Source organism: Leisingera daeponensis, from assembly GCF_019801465.1.
GTDB classification, from domain to species: Bacteria; Pseudomonadota; Alphaproteobacteria; order Rhodobacterales; family Rhodobacteraceae; genus Leisingera; species Leisingera daeponensis_A.
The window spans coordinates 442,329-456,234 of the sequence record NZ_JAHVJA010000002.1 but is presented as its reverse complement, the minus strand read 5'-3'; the positions used below and the strand labels follow the sequence as shown (position 1 = coordinate 456,234).

The following is a 13,906-nucleotide window of genomic DNA, read 5'->3' as shown; positions in this document are numbered from 1 at the left end:
CTAAAATGAAACTGACGAGTGTTATTGCAGCCGCTTTGGCGGGTACAATTCTGACAGGGTGCGAAGAGTTTGAGGGGGAGCAGGCGCAGGAGGTCACGCCGCCGGAGTACTACCCGTGCCGGGAATTGCCGCAAGCGATTGCCCAAGCAGACGCGGTTGTCCGCAACCCGGACCGGCTGAGCGCGAATGAGCAGAATTACTGGTTCGACCGCAAGGACCGACTGGTCAAGCGTGCTTGGGAATGCAAGGCGTAAACATCCTCCAGCGCAGTGTGCACCGGCTCTTGAAAACTTGAAGCCTTCGCGGCGGTAAACGCCGGCTTTTGCAGGGGGCGGGGCCAGTTAGATCCGGCTGACGGCGCCGGCATCGACCCGGCTTCGGCCACTGCAAAAGCCGGCGTTTGCAATAGAAAAGCCGGGTGAAAGGCCTGGCAGCTATTGCCGTGGTGTGTGCCTTAAGATCAGGTTCCGGCTGTTTCCAAAACCTACAACGGTGCCGTCCTCTCACTTGGAAATCGAGTGCTGGGGCAGGCATATCTTCGTCCGTCACTAAGACTGCCACTGCAGCCGGAGGGGTGCCCACGGCTGCAGTCTGTCTGATACGGTTCAAGGTCCGATTTCCTCAGACACTAATACCGAAGATGACAGGTCTTTCGGGCCATAAGGCCTCAGCGGCATATTCTGAATTTCGGCTCCGCTCAGCGGCCTGTCGCGGGCTGTCACAGTCTAGGCAGTCAATCTTCCTTTCGTTGGAAAAAGTCTCAACTCCCGGCGCACGGCGGCGGGCGTTTGACTGCGGTACGGAAATACGATGAGCCCGCTGATTAGCTGCAAGCGAAGCACAGGTAAGCCAGACATTTCTTTTGCCGAAGCAGCAGTTGTGAAAACTTTTGTGCAGCACCGCACCTAAGCCTGGTCAGCATCGGGCAGGGCTAAAGTGCTGCAGGAAGCCGCACCTCACGCCGGACCGCCAGAAGAGGACAAAGACATGCTGAACGAAAAGATTGACACGCTTGTAGTCGGGGCAGGCCAGGCAGGTGTAGCCATGAGTGAACACCTGACCAGCCAAGGCGTGCCGCACCTGGTACTGGAGAAAAACCGCATTGCCGAGGCTTGGCGGACTGGGCGCTGGGACTCTCTGGTGGCCAACGGTCCGGCATGGCATGACCGCTTCCCGAGCCAGGAATTCACCGGCATGGATCCGGAGGACTTTGCGGGCAAGGACCGGGTGGCTGACTACTTCGTCGAATACGCGAAACGGTTCAATGCGCCGATCCGCACCGGAGTGGAGGTCATTAAGGCTGAGCGCATCGAAGGCACCGGCGCCTTCCAGGTTGAAACCACGGATGGGGTGATCGAGGCGCAGCGCATCGTGGCCGCCACAGGTGCTTTCCAGCATCCCGTAATTCCGCCAGTGGTCCCGGAAGAGGCCGATATGAAGCAGCTGCACTCCTTCCACTACCGGAATCCCGGACAGTTGCCCGAAGGGGCGGTTTTGGTTGTGGGCGCAGGGTCTTCCGGAGCGCAGATTGCGGATGAGCTGAACCGCGCAGGGCGCAAGGTCTATTTGTCAGTTGGCCCGCACGACCGTCCGCCGCGCATGTACCGGGGCCGCGATTTCGTCTGGTGGCTGGGGGTTCTGGGCCTCTGGGATCAGGCGGCGCAGGAACCGGGCAAGGAGCATGTGACGATCTCTGTCAGCGGTGCCTATGGCGGCCAGACCATGGATTTCCGCCGCCTGGCGGGGGAGGGCGTGACGCTGCTTGGCATGACCGAGACCTATGAGAACGGGACCCTGACGTTTGCATCTGATTTGCAGGACAACATCGCATCGGGCGATGCCGATTATCTGAAGATGCTGGAACTGGCTGATGCTTATGTGGAGCGCACCGGAATCGACTTGCCGGAAGAGCCGGAAGCCCGCAGGGCCTTTCCGGACCCGTACTGCCTGAGCCATCCGATTCGGGAACTGGACTTAAAGAAGGAGGGCATCACCACCATCCTCTGGGCAACCGGCTTCCGCCAGGACTTTGCCTGGATGAAGGTGGATGCTTTTGACGCGCAGGGCCGCCCGCGGCATCAGCGCGGGGTGTCGGCAGAGCCGGGGATCTATTTCCTGGGTCTGCCCTGGCAGTCGCGACGCGGCTCGACCTTCATCTGGGGGGTCTGGCATGACGCCAAGCATGTGGCGGACCAGATCGCCATCCAGCGCCATTACGAGGGCTACCGCGGCCCCGGCGAGTGCCGAGCCGACGCACTGTGAACGTTGGCTTAGCCATTGCCAAAGCAAGGCGTAGCCAGAAGGTAATTTGGCTGCCCCGCCGCCTGTGACACCTTTGCCGGCAGATGAAACCTGCCGGCGCTGCCATCCCGCCATGCCAGGAGGACCCCCCATGGCCCATACCCGCATCCGCAAGTTCAACACATCGGACACCTACCCGGAACAGAATCTGGACAACGACCTGTGCCAGGCGGTGGTCACGCAGGGCGGCAAGACCGTCTACCTGCGCGGCCAGTGCCCGCAGAATCTGGACGACGCCCGCAACATCGACAGCCATGACCCCGTCGAGCAGACCCACAAGGTGATGCAAAATATCCGTCAGCTGATCGAGGAATGCGGCGGCTCGATGGAGCATCTGGTCAAGGTGGTGGTTTACATCACCGACGTGCGCCACCGCGAGGCGGTCTACCGCACCATGGGCGAATACATCAAAGGCGTGCATCCGGTTTCCACCGGCCTGGTGGTGCAGGCGCTGGCGCGGCCCGAGTGGCTGGTGGAGATCGACGGTACGGCGGTTATTCCGGACTGAACGGAAAGAGGGAGGGGGCTGTCTGCCCCCTCTTGAGCCTGCGGCTCAATTCACCCCCGAGGATATTTCCGGCCAGATGAAGAACGGATCTTCTCCAGTGGCTGGTGTGGAGAAATGACGATGACATTTTCGCTTGTGGCGCGCTGCGCGGAAACGGGCATGTTCGGAGTGGCGATCTCGTCCTCCTCGCCGGCGGTGGCGGCGCGCTGTTCCTTTGCACGGGCGGGCGTCGGCGCGGTGGCCAGCCAGAATGTGACAGACCCCAGCTTGGGCCCATTGGCGCTGGATCTGATGCAGCAGGGGCTGAGCGCCGCTGAGGTCATCGAACAGGTCCGCGCTCAGGGCAGGTTCATCGAATACCGCCAGGTTCTGGCGGTGGACAAGGCGGGCCGCACCGCGATCCATTCCGGACCCAACAGCCTGGGGATCTGGACCCAGGCGGAGGGGCGGGATGTGGCCTCGGGCGGCAATCTTCTGGCCAATGACGGCGTGTGCCAGGCTATCGTGGACGGGTTTCAGGCCGCCAGGGGGCATCTGGGCGACCGGCTGATTGCGGCGATGCGCGCCGGGCTGGCTGCGGGCGGCGAGGCCGGGCCAGTGCATTCGGCGGGCATGAAGATCGTCGACAAGGTCAGCTGGCCGGTGGCCGATCTGCGCTGCGACTGGAGCGAGGATTGCCCGATTGAGAATATCGCAACCGCCTGGGACATCTACAAGCCGCAGTTGGAGGCCTATGTCCAGCGCGCGCTCGACCCGCGCGCGGCGCCGTCCTACGGCGTGCCGGGTGACGAATAATCAGGAGAGAGACAATGCTGGACTATTCATTCGACGACTGGAAAAGCCGCGCGGCGGCGCTCTCTTTCCGCAGCCAGGCCTTCATCAATGGCCGGTTCGCTGACGCGGCCTCGGGCAAGACCTTTGCCAGCGTGAACCCGGCCACCGGCGAGGTGCTGGCGCAGGTTTCCGAATGCGATGAAGAGGACGTGAACCGCGCAGTGGCGGCAGGCCGCAGGGCGTTCGAGGACGGGCGCTGGTCGCGGATGGCGCCGGGCGACCGCAAGGCGGTGATGCTGCGGCTCGCCGACCTGATCCGCGCCAACCTGGAAGAGATGGCGCTGCTGGATTCGCTGGACATGGGCAAGCTGGTGACCGATGCCGCCACCATTGACGCGCCGGGGTCTGCGCATTTCTTCCAGTGGTACGCGGAGGCCATCGACAAGGTCTATGACGAGGTGGCGCCGACCGGGCCGGGTGATCTGGCCCTGGTGTCCCGTGTGCCTTTGGGCGTTGTCGGTGCGGTGACGCCCTGGAACTTCCCGCTGGACATGGCGACCTGGAAGGCGGCGGCGGCGCTGGCGGCGGGCAACTCCGTGGTGCTGAAACCGGCCGAGCAGTCGCCGCTGTCGGCGCTGCGGCTGGCGGAACTGGCGGCAGAGGCGGGCGTGCCGGACGGGGTCTTTAACGTGGTGCCGGGCTATGGTGCCGCGGCTGGCAAGGCGCTGGGGCTGCATATGGACGTGGATTGCCTCGCCTTCACCGGTTCCACCGCAATCGGCAAGATGTTCATGCAGTACTCGGGGCGGTCGAACCTGAAACAGGTCTGGCCCGAAACCGGCGGCAAGAGCCCCAACCTGGTGTTTGCTGATTGCGAGGATCTGGACACGGCTGCCGACATGGCCGCCTTTGGCATCTTCTTCAATCAGGGCGAGGTCTGCTCGGCCAACTCGCGGCTTTACGTGGAACGTTCGATCCAGCAGGAGTTCGTCGAGAGGTTGATTGCCCGCGCCGAAGCGATGCAGCCGGGCGACCCGCTGGATCCGTCCTCGAAGATGGGGGCCATCGTGGATGAGAAACAAACCCAAGGCATCATGCAATTTGTCGAGGCGGGCAAGGCCTCGGCCAATCTGGTGGCGGGCGGTGAACGTGTCACTGTCGATGGCAAGGGCTGCTTCGTGCAGCCGACGATATTCGACGACGTGAGCCACGATAACCCGCTGGCGCGGGATGAGATTTTTGGCCCTGTCCTGTCGGTGATCCCGTTTGACAGCGAGGAGGAGGCCGTCGTCATGGCCAATGACTCGATTTACGGGCTGGCGGCGTCTGTCTGGACCGATAACATTAGCCGGGCCTGCCGGGTGTCTGACCGGCTGCAGGTCGGCACGGTTTCGGTCAACACGGTGGATGCACTGTCGCCGCAGACGCCGTTCGGGGGTATGAAGCAGTCCGGCTTCGGGCGTGATCTGTCGCTGCACAGCTTGGAAAAATATACCGCGCTGAAAACCACTTGGATCAAATACCGGGCTTGATCGGTCCGGTCCTGCTCCGGCATAGTCGCTGACATGCCTTTGCGTTTCACACTGCGTCAGCTGGAGTATTTCGTCGCCGTCGGCGAGGCCGGGTCTATTGCCCTGGCCTCGGAGAAGGTGAACGTGTCCTCGCCGTCGATCTCGGCGGCGGTGTCGCAGCTGGAAAACGAATTCGGCCTGCAGTTGTTTGTGCGCAAGCATGCGCAAGGGCTGTCGCTGACCCAGGCTGGGCATCAGTTTATGGACCAGGCGCGTGCGGTACTCTATGAGGCCGGGGCGCTCAGCCGTCTGGCTGACAATATCTCGGGCTTCGTGCAGGGGCCTTTGTCTGTCGGCTGCCTTCTGACCTTTGCGCAGCTGATCGTGCCGGGTCTGCGCCGCCAGTTCGAGGCGCTCTATCCCGCGGTTACCATCAGCCAGCTGGAGCGCGACCAGGCCGGCTTGATCGAGCTGATCCGCCAAGCGCGGATCGACGTGGCGCTGACCTATGATCTGAACATTCCCGCTGATCTGAAATTCAATGCGCTTGCGGAGCTGCCGCCCTATGCGCTGCTGAGCGAGGACCACCCGCTGGCAGACCGCGCGAGCGTCACTGTGGCGGAACTGGCCCAGCACCCGATGGTGCTGCTGGATTTGCCCTTGAGCACCGACTACTTTCTTTCGTTCTTTGAGGATGCAGGCGTTACCCCGCAGATCGCCGAGCGCACCCGAGACATGGCGGTGATGCGGGGCTTGGTGGCGAATGGGTTCGGCTATTCCATCGCCAATATCCGGCCGGTGACGGACGTGGCGCCGGACGGGCGCAAGCTGAAGTTCGTGCCGATAGCAGGCAGGCTGCGCCCTATGCGAATGGGTCTGCTGACCGCCGAGGGCGCCGAAAACGTGCTCACGGTCAAGACATTCATCGGCTACTGCCAGGAGCGGATTACGAACGGCACGGTCCCGGGCATCCGCATCGGGGACGGCAGCGGCGCTTAGGCGGCGGCTAATCAATGCTTTCGTAAGCGCAACTTTCTCCTTCTCCACGTTCCTGTACCCTTTGAGTGCTCTTGCACCGAAGGAGATGGAAATTGCGCGATCCCCGCTATGATATTCTGTTCGAGCCGATGAAGATCGGCCCGCTCACCGCCAAGAACCGCTTTTATCAGGTGCCCCACTGCAATGGCGGCGGCTACCGCGACCCGTCCGCCGCGGCGGCGATGCGGGGCATCAAGGCCGAAGGCGGCTGGGGCGTGATCTTCACCGAACAGTGTGAGATGCATCACACTTCGGAAATCACTCCCTTCATCGAGCTGCGCCTGTGGGAGGACAAGGACATCCCGCAGCTGCGCAAAATGTCGGAGCGGATGAAGACCCACGGCGCGCTGGCGGGCATTCAGCTGGCCTATTCCGGCATCAACGGGCCGAACCTCTATTCCAAGGAGGTGCCGCTGGCGCCCTCCGCCCTGCCGATCCGCACTTTCACCAATGACCCGGTGCAGGCCCGCGCGCTCGACAAGCAGGACATCAAGGACCTGCGCCGCTGGTTCGTGAACGCGGCGAAGCGGTCGAAAGAGGCGGGTTTCGACCTGATCTGCCTTTATGGTGCGCATGGGTTCGGTATTTTCCAGCACTTCCTGAGCCGCGCCACCAACCAGCGCTCGGACGAATACGGCGGCAGCCTGGAGAACCGGGCGCGGTTCAGCCAGGAAGTTATCGCCGATATGCGCGATGCGGTGGGCGATACCATGGCGATCACCCTCAGGGTGTCGCTGGACGAGACCATCGGCGAGCTGGGGTTTTCCAATGCCGAGGTGCGCGACTATATCGAGATGAACAAGGACCTGCCGGACCTCTGGGACCTGGCGCAGGGCACGTGGGAGGACTGCTCCGGCCCCTCGCGTTTCAAGGAGGAAGCCGCCCAGGAGCAACTGGTGCGCGGCATTCATGAGCTTACGGAGAGGCCCATCGTCGGTGTCGGCCGCTTCACCAGCCCCGACGTGATGGCGAAGATGGTGAGATCCGGCACGCTGGACTTTATCGGCTGCGCGCGGCCGTCGATTGCCGACCCCTTTCTGCCCAAGAAGATCGAGGAAGGCCGCATCGAGGACATCCGCGAATGCATCGGCTGCAACATCTGCATCACCGGCGATATGACCATGTCGATCAGCCGCTGCACCCAGAACCCGACCTTCATGGAGGAATGGCGCAAGGGCTGGCATCCGGAGAAAATGAACACCAAGGGCGACAGCTCTAACGTGCTGGTCGTCGGTTCCGGCCCCTCCGGGCTGGAGGCCGCCTGGGCGCTGTGCCGCCGCGGCTATGACGTCGCAATGGCCGAGGCCAAGGACGTGATCGGCGGACGGGTGACGCGCGAGCGCCAGCTGCCGGGGCTCAATGCTTGGGGCCGCGTCGTGGACTACCGCGATTACCAGCTGAGCCAGCGCCCGAATGTGGAGATCTACCGCGAAAGCCCGCTGGATGCGGATAGCATCCTGGAGTTCGGGTTTGAGAACGTCTGTATCGCCACAGGCTCCACCTGGCGCCGCGACGGGGTCTCCCGCCAGCATGTGGTGCCGATGCCGATCGCCGAGGGCGCCAAGGTCTACACCCCTGACGACCTGATGGACGGCACCATTCCCGAAGGCCGCGTGGTGGTCTATGACGACGACCACTACTACATGGGCGGGGTGCTGGCAGAGCTTTTGGCTTCCAATGGGGCGCAGGTGACGCTGGTCACGCCATCAGCCTATGTTTCTGACTGGACAAACAATACGCTGGAGCAGGTGGCCATCCACTCGCGCCTGGTCGAGGCTGGGGTGGAAATCGTTCTTAATCAAGGGGTTGCGGAAATTCATCCGAGCTATGTGGTCAGCAATTGCACCTACACGAACCGGACTTGGAACATCGAGGCCGACGCGGTGGTGATGGTGGCCTCGCGCCTGGGCAATGACAGCCTGTTCGAGGATCTGCGCGCCCGCGAGGCGGAATGGGCGGATGCCGGCATCAAGTCGGTCAAGATCATCGGCGATGCCAGCGCGCCGGGGCCGATTGCCTGGGCCACTTACGCAGGCCACCGCTATGCACGGGAGCTGGACGGGCCGGACATCGGCGATGCGCTGCCGTTCCGCCGTGAGATCACCGAGCTGGCCCTGGACTGACGATGACGGCAACGCTGGACATTCTGGAGCGGCTGATCGGGTTCGACACGGTCAGCCGCAACTCCAATCTGGAGCTTGCCGCCTATGCCGAAGCGTTCCTGATGGAACGCGGCTTTGCCGTCATGCGGCTGCCCTCGCCGGATGGCAGCAAAGCCGGGATCTACGCCGAAAAAGGCCCAGCGGGGCAGGGCGTGCTGCTGTCGGCGCATACCGATGTGGTGCCGGTGGATGGGCAGGACTGGAGCCGCGATCCGTTCGAAATGACCATGGATGGAGATCGCGTCTATGGCCGCGGCACGACAGATATGAAGGGTTATGTCGCCAGCGTGCTGGCGCTCGCCGACCGGGCGGCAAGGGCGGACTTGAAAGAGCCTCTGAAAATTGCACTGTCCTATGACGAGGAAATCGGCTGCGTCGGTATTCAGGAAATGCTGGAGCGTCTTGCGCCGCTGATCGGACGGCCCCGCGCCTGTTTTGTCGGTGAACCGACAGAGATGAAAGTGGCCACCGGACACAAGGGCAAGGCCGCCCTGCGCGCCGTGTGCCATGGCCAAAGCGGCCACTCCGCCCTCGCGCCGGATTGCACCAACGCTCTGCATCTGGCCGGAGATTTCCTGGCGGAATTGCGCGCACTGCAGGACGATCTCGAAGCCAACGGCGCGCGGGACGCGGCCTACGCAGTGCCGTATTCCACTGTGCATGCCGGGATGCTGAATGGCGGCACGGCGCTGAACATCGTGCCCGACCGGGCCGAGATGACCTTTGAATACCGCCATTTGGCAGCAGACCGAAGCGAGGACATTTTAGCCCGCATTCGGGCCGCAGCGGAGAAGATCAGCAACCGTTACCCCGCGCAGGAGGCCCGTATCGAGGTGGAGCAGTACAACTCCTATCCCGGCCTCGACGTGCCGGCAGGCAGCCCTATAATCGCCTTCGCCCAGAAGCTGGCCCGCAGCAATGGCACCACCAAGGTCGCCTTTGGCACCGAAGCCGGCTTCTTCGACCGGCTAGGCGTGCCGACAGTTGTCTGCGGCCCCGGCTCGATGGAGGGGCAGGGGCATAAGCCGGATGAGTATCTGGAGCTGAGCCAGCTGGCGGCTTGCGACGCAATGATGGACCGGATTCTGGAATACCTGACCAGCTGAGGCTGGAGCCTAACGCTCCGGCCCCTTCAGCATGGCGGCATTTCCTAAAATTCTATGGGTCTTGTCAGGCGGCAACTGTCCCGTTTCCTCCAGCACAGCACGCAGGCTCCGGCCGCTGGCCAAGGCCTCCTTGGCGATGGCGGCGGCGGCGTCATAGCCCAGATGCGGTGCTAGGGCGGTGGCCAGAACGAGGCTGTTTTCCAGCAGCGCGGAACAGCGGTCTTCGTTGGCGGTAATGCCGGAAACGCATTTCGTGGTCAGCACCTCAACTGCATTTTTCAGGATACGGATCGATTCCAGCAGATTGTAGGCCACCACCGGCTCCATCGCATTGAGCTGCAGCTGGCCGGCCTCCGCGGCCATGGTGATGGTCAGGTCGTTGCCGATCACCTGGTAACAGACCTGATTGACCACTTCCGGGATCACCGGATTGACCTTTCCCGGCATGATCGATGACCCCGCCTGCACCGCGGGCAGGGTGATCTCGCCAATTCCGGCGCGCGGACCGGATGACAAAAGCCGCAGGTCGTTGCAGATTTTCGAGAGCTTTACCGCCACCCGTTTCAAAATGCCGGAGTACGCGACGAAGGCGCCGAGGTCCGAGGACGCTTCGATCAGGTTGCCCGACTGCTTCAGCTCTAACGCCGATAGCTGCGACAGATACCTAAGGGCCAGCGTCGCATAGCCCGGTTCGGCATTCACGCCGGTGCCGATGGCAGTGCCGCCCAGGTTCACCTCGGTCAACAGCTGGCTGACATCGCGCAGCCGGTCGATATCCTCGCCGATAGTGACGGCAAAAGCAGCGAACTCCATCCCCAGGGACATCGGCACCGCGTCCTGCAATTGGGTGCGGCCCACTTTGGCGATTCCTTCAAAGGCCCGTGAACGCTCTGCAAAGGCCAGCTTCAGGCAGTGCAGCGCACCGCACAGCGGCAGGGTTCTGGCCAGAACCGCCAGCCGGATAGCGGTGGGGTAAACGTCGTTGGTGGATTGGCCGTGGTTCACGTCGTCGTTGGGATGCAGATGCGCGTAATCGCCGGGGCGGTGGCCCATCCGCACCAGGGCCAGATTGGCGATCACCTCATTGGCATTCATGTTGGTCGAAGTGCCGGCCCCGCCCTGGATCATGTCGACGCTGAAACGTTCGTGATGCTGCCCGGCGATGATCTCGGCACAGGCTGCGGTGATTGCTGCGGCCTTGTTCTGCGGCAGCCCTCCGGTTTCGGCGTTGGCGCGGGCGGCGGCGGACTTCACCATCGCCATGGCCCGCACCAGCACCGGGAAATGCGACAGCGGCACCCCGGTGATCGGAAAATTCTGCCGGGCCCGTTCCGTTTGGATGCCGTGCAGGCAGTCCGATGGCAGTTCGATCCGGCCGATGGAGTCCTGTTCCATGCGTGTCTTGAGCATTGTCCGCTGGTCCTGCTGCTGGGAAATCCGTTTCGGAGTACTGGGAAGCAGATGCTGGGGTAAAGACGCGGTTTCCGTTGCAGGGATTAGGGTCCGGCAAAGCCCGCAAGAGATCCGTCTGCCGGTGCGTTAAGTTTCTGTTATTGCTATGCTTTAAAGCGTTAGGCAAAGGCTAACTCTTGCTGAGGGAGTCAATTCTTAATGCAGCCCGCCTGCCTTCCTATGCTGGATCAAACGACACGCGGCAGAGGGGAGGCGCAAGTGCCCGGTAACAGGACAGACGCGATTGATGTGCGAGACGCAGTCAAACGCTATGGGGACTTCACCGCCCTCAAGCGCATTTCGCTGACTATCAAGGACAATGAGTTTTTCACTCTGCTCGGGCCTTCGGGCTGCGGCAAGACAACTCTCCTGCGGATGATCGCCGGGTTTGAGGATGTGACCGAAGGCGAGATCCTGCTTTACGGAGACGGGATCGCCAAACTGCCGCCGCATCAGCGGCCGGTGAACACGGTGTTCCAGAACTATGCGCTGTTCCCGCATATGACGATCCTGGACAACGTGGCCTTTGGCCTGGAGATGCGCGGCAAGTCCAAATCCGCCGCCCGCAAACGCGCGGGAGAGATGCTTGAATTGGTCCAGCTGTCGCAATTCGCTGCCCGCAAGCCGTCCCAGCTCTCAGGCGGCCAGCAGCAGCGTGTGGCGCTGGCGCGTGCGCTGGCGCCACAGCCTAAAGTCCTGCTGCTGGACGAGCCGCTCTCGGCGCTGGACCTGAAGCTGCGCAAAGCCATGCAGCTGGAGCTGAAGCACCTGCAGAGGGAAACCGGGATCACATTCATCTTCGTGACCCACGATCAGGAAGAGGCGCTGACCATGTCCGACCGCATCGCGGTGATGTCGGCGGGCGAGATGCAGCAGCTGGGCACGCCAACGGAGATCTATGAGCAGCCGCGCAACATGTTCGTGGCGGATTTCATCGGCGAGACCAACCTGTTGGAGGTTTCGGTGGATCAGGTGATGAACGGCCGCGCGACCTGCCATCTGGGCGGCGGCCACGCGCTGACCTGCAACTCGGTGGAGGGTATCGGTGCGGGCGCCAAGGTGCATATGTCGGTGCGGCCTGAACGCCTGTTCATGTCCGACGTGCCGGTGGAGGCCGAGAGCCTCAAGGGCCGGGTCGCCGAGAACATCTTTGTCGGCACCGACATCAGCACCCTGGTTGATCTGGCCGAGGGCCCCCAGTTCATCGTGCGCACCTCCAACTCCGACCGCGGCAACAAGCGGATTTTTGAGCCGGGCAGCGAGATTTTCGTCAACATGGAGCTGGGGGCCGGGCGCCTCTTGATGGACTGATGGCAGCAGGCGCAGCAAGCGGCGGCTCGGCCCGCGCAGATACTTACAAGGACGCCCGCGGCTGGCTGCTGCTGCCGTCCTGGGCGGTGCTTGGCATCTTTGTGCTGGGTCCCGTCGGCATGATGCTGATCTATTCCTTCCTGACCAAGGAATTCCGCGGCGGGGTGATCTGGGAACCTTCACTCGCGGCTTACGATCAGTTTTTCTTTGACCGCGGGCTGTTCGGGGATGAGCCGCCCACGATCGAATGGACCTACATCACCATCTTCTGGCGCTCGATCTGGCAGGCGGGGGCGGCGACGCTGCTGAGCCTTCTGATCGGCTTCCCCACCGCCTATTTCATCGCCACCCGGCCCGAGAATGTCCGGCCCGTCTGGGTGTTCCTGATAACTATCCCCTATTGGGTGAACCTGCTGATCCGCACCGTTTCGATGAAATTCCTGCTGCGCGACCAGGGGCCGCTGAATGACTTTCTGATCAGCACCGGCCTGATCGACTCCCCCATCCATATCGTCAACACCAACTTTGCGGTGCAGTTGGGGCTGTTCTACTCCTACCTGCCGTTCATGGTGCTGCCGGTCTACGCGGCGGTGGAGCGCTACAACTTCTCGCTCTCGGAGGCGGCGGCGGATCTTTATGCCAGCAAATGGACCACCCTGCGCCGCATCGTGCTGCCTGCGGTGAAGCCGGGCGTGGTGGCGGGCTGCATCCTGGTGTTCGTGCCGTCGATGGGTTCCTTCCTGGCTCCGGATCTGCTGGGTGGGGCGAAAAACTTCATGATCGGCTCCCTGATCGAGGAGCAGTTCAAGGGCAACGCGGGCAACTGGCCGTTCGGGGCTGCCGCTTCGATGATCCTGCTGACCATGGTGCTGATCATCCTGATGTTCTCGGCCCGACAGCAGGCCAAGGCAGACAAAGCAGGGGGGTGAGCCATGGCGCACGTGAACGAAAACATCAAAACCTACAAGGGCTTCCGCACGATCACCCTGTTCTGCCTAGTGGTGCTCTATGCCCCTCTGGTGATCGTCACCATCTACAGCTTCAACGCCTCCCAATCGATCACAAACTGGGAGGGGCTGAGCTTGCGCTGGTACGCCGATGTCTTCACCGGACCGGAAAGCGCCAAGTTCAAGACTGCGGCTTTCAACAGCTTCACCATCGCCATCATGGCCGCCACCGCCAGCACGATGATTGCCACGCTGGCAGCCACCGCCATGGTGCGCGGCGGCCAGTTCCGCCTGCGCACCGTCTCCTTCGGCTTGATCAGCCTGCCGCTTATGGTGCCGGAGATCGTGACCGCGGTGGCGACGCTGATTTTCTTCAACGCCATCGGCTTCACCCGCGGCTACCTGACCATCCTGGTCGCACATATCGCCTTCTGCATCCCTTTTGCCTACCTGCCGATTTCGGCCCGGATGCAGGGGATCGAGGACAGCTTTGAACAGGCGGCGATGGACCTTTACGCCACCCGGCGGCAGGCCTTCACCCGGATCCTGATGCCGCTGATGGCACCGGGAATCATCTCAGGCTTCCTGTTGGCCTTCATCGTGTCGCTCGATGACTTCATCATCACCAATTTCGTCAAGGGCGCAGGCGTCGAGACCCTGCCCACCGCAATCTTTGGATCGGTCAAGCAGGGCATCAAACCCAACATCATGGCGATATCCACCATGCTGCTGAGCGTGTCGATCGTGATGGTCACCATCAGCTACTTTGTCAGCAAATCCGACAGCACAAAATGAT

Annotated in this window: 12 protein-coding genes; 11 read left to right on the top strand and 1 reads right to left on the bottom strand. The window is 62.4% G+C overall.

Features of this window, described 5'->3' with window-relative positions; translation table 11 throughout:
- Nucleotides 1-5: 5 nt before the first annotated feature.
- The 8 genes from KUV26_RS06945 to argE all read left to right on the top strand — a co-directional run bounded on the left by KUV26_RS06945 (nucleotide 6) and on the right by argE (nucleotide 9,400).
- Nucleotides 6-254, top strand: coding sequence for a hypothetical protein (locus tag KUV26_RS06945; protein WP_222504983.1), 249 nt, complete (start codon nucleotides 6-8; stop codon nucleotides 252-254).
- A gap of 733 nt (nucleotides 255-987) precedes the next feature.
- Nucleotides 988-2,262: a flavin-containing monooxygenase gene (locus tag KUV26_RS06940; RefSeq protein ID WP_222507816.1), complete on the top strand. Its 1,275-nt coding sequence runs from the start codon at nucleotides 988-990 to the stop codon at nucleotides 2,260-2,262.
- Nucleotides 2,263-2,392: 130 nt separating this feature from the next.
- Nucleotides 2,393-2,809 carry a RidA family protein gene (locus KUV26_RS06935; protein WP_222507815.1) on the top strand — a complete coding sequence of 139 codons (417 nt, stop codon included), beginning with the start codon at nucleotides 2,393-2,395 and terminating at the stop codon, nucleotides 2,807-2,809.
- Between the two features lie 120 nt (nucleotides 2,810-2,929).
- Entirely contained in the window at nucleotides 2,930-3,604 is a 675-nt protein-coding gene (locus KUV26_RS06930; RefSeq protein ID WP_222507814.1) for a DUF1028 domain-containing protein, read from the top strand.
- Between the two features lie 14 nt (nucleotides 3,605-3,618).
- Entirely contained in the window at nucleotides 3,619-5,115 is a 1,497-nt protein-coding gene (locus KUV26_RS06925; RefSeq protein WP_222507813.1) for an aldehyde dehydrogenase, read from the top strand.
- A 33-nt stretch (nucleotides 5,116-5,148) separates the two neighbouring features.
- On the top strand, nucleotides 5,149-6,093 hold the full coding sequence (locus KUV26_RS06920) for a LysR family transcriptional regulator (protein WP_222507812.1): 945 nt from the start codon (nucleotides 5,149-5,151) through the stop codon (nucleotides 6,091-6,093).
- Between the two features lie 92 nt (nucleotides 6,094-6,185).
- Nucleotides 6,186-8,255: an NAD(P)-binding protein gene (locus tag KUV26_RS06915; RefSeq protein WP_222507811.1), complete on the top strand. Its 2,070-nt coding sequence runs from the start codon at nucleotides 6,186-6,188 to the stop codon at nucleotides 8,253-8,255.
- Between the two features lie 2 nt (nucleotides 8,256-8,257).
- A complete protein-coding gene (gene argE / locus KUV26_RS06910; protein ID WP_222507810.1) occupies nucleotides 8,258-9,400 on the top strand; it encodes an acetylornithine deacetylase in 1,143 nt (380 codons plus the stop codon).
- Nucleotides 9,401-9,409: 9 nt separating this feature from the next.
- Here the strand turns inward: argE and KUV26_RS06905 are convergent, their stop codons facing one another.
- Nucleotides 9,410-10,810 carry an aspartate ammonia-lyase gene (locus KUV26_RS06905; protein ID WP_222507809.1) on the bottom strand — a complete coding sequence of 467 codons (1,401 nt, stop codon included), beginning with the start codon at nucleotides 10,808-10,810 and terminating at the stop codon, nucleotides 9,410-9,412.
- 222 nt (nucleotides 10,811-11,032) lie between these two features.
- Here KUV26_RS06905 and KUV26_RS06900 point away from each other — a divergent pair, with 222 nt between their 5' ends.
- Genes KUV26_RS06900 through KUV26_RS06890 form a run of 3 tightly spaced genes read left to right on the top strand, consistent with a single transcriptional unit; the run spans nucleotide 11,033 to nucleotide 13,905 of the window.
- Nucleotides 11,033-12,163 carry an ABC transporter ATP-binding protein gene (locus KUV26_RS06900; RefSeq protein ID WP_222507808.1) on the top strand — a complete coding sequence of 377 codons (1,131 nt, stop codon included), beginning with the start codon at nucleotides 11,033-11,035 and terminating at the stop codon, nucleotides 12,161-12,163.
- The gene (locus KUV26_RS06895) at nucleotides 12,163-13,092 is read left to right on the top strand and encodes an ABC transporter permease (protein WP_222507807.1); all 930 of its coding nucleotides are present in this window, start codon (nucleotides 12,163-12,165) and stop codon (nucleotides 13,090-13,092) included. Before KUV26_RS06900 ends, KUV26_RS06895 begins: the two co-directional genes overlap by 1 nt.
- Nucleotides 13,093-13,095: 3 nt before the next feature.
- Nucleotides 13,096-13,905 (top strand): ABC transporter permease, encoded by an 810-nt coding sequence (locus KUV26_RS06890; RefSeq protein ID WP_222507806.1) that lies wholly within the window; start codon nucleotides 13,096-13,098, stop codon nucleotides 13,903-13,905.
- The last annotated feature ends 1 nt before the right edge of the window (nucleotide 13,906 follow it).